Source organism: Protofrankia sp. CiP1_Cm_nod1 (assembly GCF_920888515.1).
GTDB lineage: Bacteria > Actinomycetota > Actinomycetes > Frankiales > Frankiaceae > Protofrankia.
The window spans coordinates 1-3956 of the sequence record NZ_CAKKTM010000213.1; the positions used below are offsets into that span (position 1 = coordinate 1).

The 3956-nt window shown below is 69.0% G+C and carries 4 protein-coding genes; all 4 read left to right on the plus strand.

The genetic code is table 11. The annotated features are described in order from the left end of the window. Window positions 1-493 (plus strand): ABC transporter permease (locus NBX02_RS09880; RefSeq protein ID WP_250291049.1); only part of this gene is annotated, 493 nt, incomplete at its 5' end. 135 nt (window positions 494-628) lie between these two features. Next, a complete protein-coding gene (locus tag NBX02_RS09885) occupies window positions 629-1471 on the plus strand; it encodes an ABC transporter ATP-binding protein (protein WP_250285453.1) in 843 nt (280 codons plus the stop codon). Beyond that, window positions 1472-2701, plus strand: a complete 1230-nt coding sequence (locus NBX02_RS09890) for an MCE family protein (protein WP_250285452.1) — start codon at window positions 1472-1474, stop codon at window positions 2699-2701. It abuts the gene before it with no gap. After that, window positions 2698-3956: MlaD family protein (locus NBX02_RS09895; RefSeq protein ID WP_250291051.1), on the plus strand; the 1259-nt coding region annotated here is incomplete at its 3' end. The genes NBX02_RS09890 and NBX02_RS09895, both read left to right, overlap by 4 nt.

The window sequence follows — 3956 nt, forward strand, 5'->3', positions numbered from 1 at the left end:
ATGGATCCTCTCGGCGAAGGTCGCCTGCGGGCTGGTCGCCGAGCTCGGCTCGATGCGGATCAGCGAGGAGATAGACGCGCTGGAGGTCATGGGCCTCGACTCGCACTCGTATCTCATCAGCACCCGGCTGCTCGCGGTCGTCATCGTCACGCCGTTCATGTTCGTCGCGGGCACCGGGATCATGTACTACGTCAACTACGTGCTGAACGTGCACGTGTTCCACAGCGTGTCCGCGGGCGGGTACCTCTCCGTCTTCTGGGCCTTCCAGACCCAGCAGGACCTGCTGCTGTCGCTGCTCATGGGCGCGACGATGGGAATCATGATTGTCCTCGTCGGCTGCTACTACGGGTACACGGCCAGTGGCGGTCCGGTCGGGGTCGGCAAGAACACGGCGAAGTCCATGGTGATCAATCTGGTCATCGTCAGCGTGATCGGGGCGGTGTTCCAGCAGATGTTCTTCGGGTCGCTGACACGCGCGCCCATCGGGTTCTAGGGCGGTCCGGCAGATGCCCGACCGTGTGGGTGGCGCCCACCTCGACCAGCACCCGTCAGACATGGCCCGACCGGCCGGCGGCGACGCGCGCCGGGTTCTCTTACGCCCGGGATTCCTGGAGGAAAGGAGCGGTGAATGTCCACGAGTGACGACCTCGTAGGCGGGAACGTCGATCCGTGGCTGTCGGTGAGTGAGCCGGACCCGCCGGGCCACGAGCCGGATCTCACCCACAGCGTGCAGATCCGCAACGTGAAAAAGGCGTTCGGCTCGTTCCACGTGCTGACCGGGCTCAACCTGGACTTCGCGGACAACGCCATCACCACAGTCCTCGGCCCCTCCGGTACCGGTAAGAGTGTGCTGCTGAAGCACATCGTGGGCCTGCTCGAGCCCGACCACGGAGAGGTCGTCGTGTTCGGGCAGGACATCTGGAGCGTCTCCGAGCGGGAGCGGCAGGAGATCCGCAAGCGGTTCGGCGTCCTGTTCCAGGACGGCGCGCTGTTCGGCTCGATGAACATCTACGACAACGTCGCCTTCCCGCTGCGCAAGCACACGAACAAGAGCGAGACGGAAATTCGCAAGATCGTGATGGAACGGCTGGAGGAAGTCGGTCTGACACGGGCCGTCAACAAGGCTCCGGGCGAGGTCTCCGGTGGTATGAAGAAGCGCGCGGGTTTCGCCCGCGCGCTGGTGCTCAACCCGAGCGTCGTCATGTTCGACGAGCCGGACTCGGGTCTGGACCCGGTGCGTACGAGCCTGCTGAACGACCTGATCCTCAAGCTGCACGCGGAGCACGGCGGTACCTACATACTGGTCACCCACGACATCCGGACCGCGCGCAAGGTAAGCGACTACGTGGGCGTGGTGTGGAAGGGGAAGCTCGTTCACTACGGCGAGACCGAAGAGGCGTTCAACTCCGAGCTGCCCTTCGTCCGCCAGTTCCTGTCCGGTGACTCGGTGGGCCCCCTGGGGATGGACTGAATGATATCCCGACGACTGGTCGTCATCGCGGCGTTGGTGGCTGCCGCCGTCGTCGGCGGCAGCCTGCTCTGGCGCACCGACGAGGGCTACGAAGTGACAGTGGTGATGCCGTCGGCGGCGCAGCTCGCCAACGGCTCACCGGTGTGGATCAACGGTTTCAGCGCGGGGTCGGTCAGGAGCCTGGAGGCCAAGAACGGCAAGGCGGTCGTCACCGTCTCCCTGGCCGGCAAGTACGCACCCCTGCATGACGGCACCACCTCGCGGGTGGAATGGAACTCCGCCATCGGCGAACGCATGCTGACGCTGTATCCGGGGCCGGCCGCGAACGCGCGGATCCCGGAGCACGGCATCATCGAGAGCGAGTCCAAGCAGATCGAGGTCGACCAGGTCCTCGCCGCGCTGGACAAGCCGACCCGGGACAGGGTCAACTCGCTGCTGACCGAGCTGAACCACACGGTGGACGGCCGGGAGCCGGACCTCAACGCGACGATCAGGAGCGCCGGCTCCAGCGTGCAGGCGCTCGGGGAGATCCTGCAGGCGGTCGGGCGTGACGGCCCGGCCATCCGCGAGCTGGTCACCCAGCTCCAGCAGATGATGGCGATAGGCGCCGACCACCGCCAGCAGCTCGCCTCGGTGGTGAGCGACCTGACCAGCGTGACCGGTGCGGTCGCGAACCAGCAGCAGCAGCTCTCCGAGGGCCTCAAGGAGCTGCCGTCGACGCTGCAGACCGCGAAGGGCACCCTGGACCGGGTCCCCAAGGCGGGGGAGCCGACCATCGCGCTGCTGCAGGACCTCCGGCCGGCGACCGGCAGGCTGCCGTCGGTGGCGAAGAACCTCAGCCCGGTGCTCACCGAGCTGCGCCCCAGCCTCGCCCAGCTGCGTCCCACGGTGGTGTCGGCGCAGGCGCTGCTGCGGGAGACGCCCGGTCTGCTCGACAACTCCCACGAGGTCGTCCCGCCCGTCACGCAGCTGGTGAACAGCCTGCAGCCCGCGGTCGCCTTCCTACGCCCATACACCCCTGAAGGGATAGGGATGTTGCACAACTGGGGCCAGGCCTTCGCCCCGTACGACGGGCAGGGGCACCTGTGGGCAGGCCTGCTCGCCCCGGGCACCAACATGATCGACGAGAGCGTGGTGCAGCCACCGGGGTCGCGCCGTGACCCCGAGCCGTATCCCGGGGATCCGGTCGACCAGCCCTGGACGGACGCGACCGGGAGCGGGATCCGATGAGCGCCGGTGGATCGGGCCGCAGACGGCCCGTGGTCATCGCGCTGGTGGCGGCGGTGGCACTGGTAGCGGGCATCGTCGTGTGGACCTCGGGGGACGACGACGCCGTCGAGGTGACCGCGATGTTCGACGACGCCAGCCCGCTGGTGCCCGGCAACACGGTCAAGGCGTCCGGGGTGGACGTCGGCACGGTGCAGTCCATCAGCCTGGCCGGCGGCCGGGCGCGGGTACGCATGAAGGTGGACCGCAGCGTGCTGCCGCTGCACAAGGACGTGCAGGTGACCATCACCACGCAGGACCTGCTCGGTGAACGGTTCATCCTGCTGGAGCGCGGGTCGCCGTCGGCGCCGGTGCTCCCCGAGCCCCTGGTGATCCCACAGACCCAGACCAACCGGGTGGTGGACCTGCAGGACGTGCTCAACGCGGTGGACACGCCGACCGCCTCCGCCCTCGGCGCGCTGCTGACCAGCACCGGCGAGGGCCTGAAGGGGCAGGGCAAGCAGGCCGCGGACGCGATCACCGCGCTGGAGCCGGCGATGACACAGGCCAAGGACCTCGCCGCGATCCTCGACCAGCAGAACGAGCTGCTGACCAAGCTGGTGGACGACGCCCAGCCGGTGGCGAACGGGCTGGCCACCGACAACGGGCAGAGCCTCGACCGGCTGGTCGGGTCGGCCACGGACACGCTCGCGACCGTGGCGGCCAACCGCAAGGCCCTGCAGGACTCCCTCGTCCGCCTGCCGGGGACCATAGCCAGTGCGCGCGGCACGCTCGCGCAGCTGGCCGGTGTCGCCGACCCGGCGACCCGCACGCTGGCGTCGCTGCGCCCGGTCACCGACGACCTCAGCGACATCACCGGTGAGCTGCACCGGTTCGCCGACGCAGCCGACCCCGCGCTGGCCTCCCTGCCGCCGGTCCTCGACCGGGCCAGCACGCTGCTGGACGAGGCGGCGCCGCTGGTGAAGGCACTGCGCCCGGCCACGCCGGACCTGCTCGGGGTGTCGGTGTCGGCGCGGACGCTCTCGGAACAGGCGCTGAGCCTGCGGCTGACGAACCTGATGGAGTTCGTCAAGGGCTGGTCGATGGCGACCAGTGACTACGACGCCATCAGCCACTACTTCAAGGCGATGCTCCCGCTGTCGCCGAAGGTCCTGGGGCAGACCGTCGGCGGGCTCGTGCCCGGGCTGCCGGACGCGCCGGTCCCCAGCCTGCCGCTGCCCGCGCCGCCGGAGCTGCCGCTGCCGGGCAAGACCAACGC

Bases quoted from the DNA above. Each gene is read 5' to 3' on its own strand.
- NBX02_RS09885 (WP_250285453.1), top strand. From the start codon at position 629: ATGTCCACGAGTGACGACCTCGTAGGCGGGAACGTCGATCCGTGGCTG.
- NBX02_RS09890 (WP_250285452.1), top strand. From the start codon at position 1,472: ATGATATCCCGACGACTGGTCGTCATCGCGGCGTTGGTGGCTGCCGCC.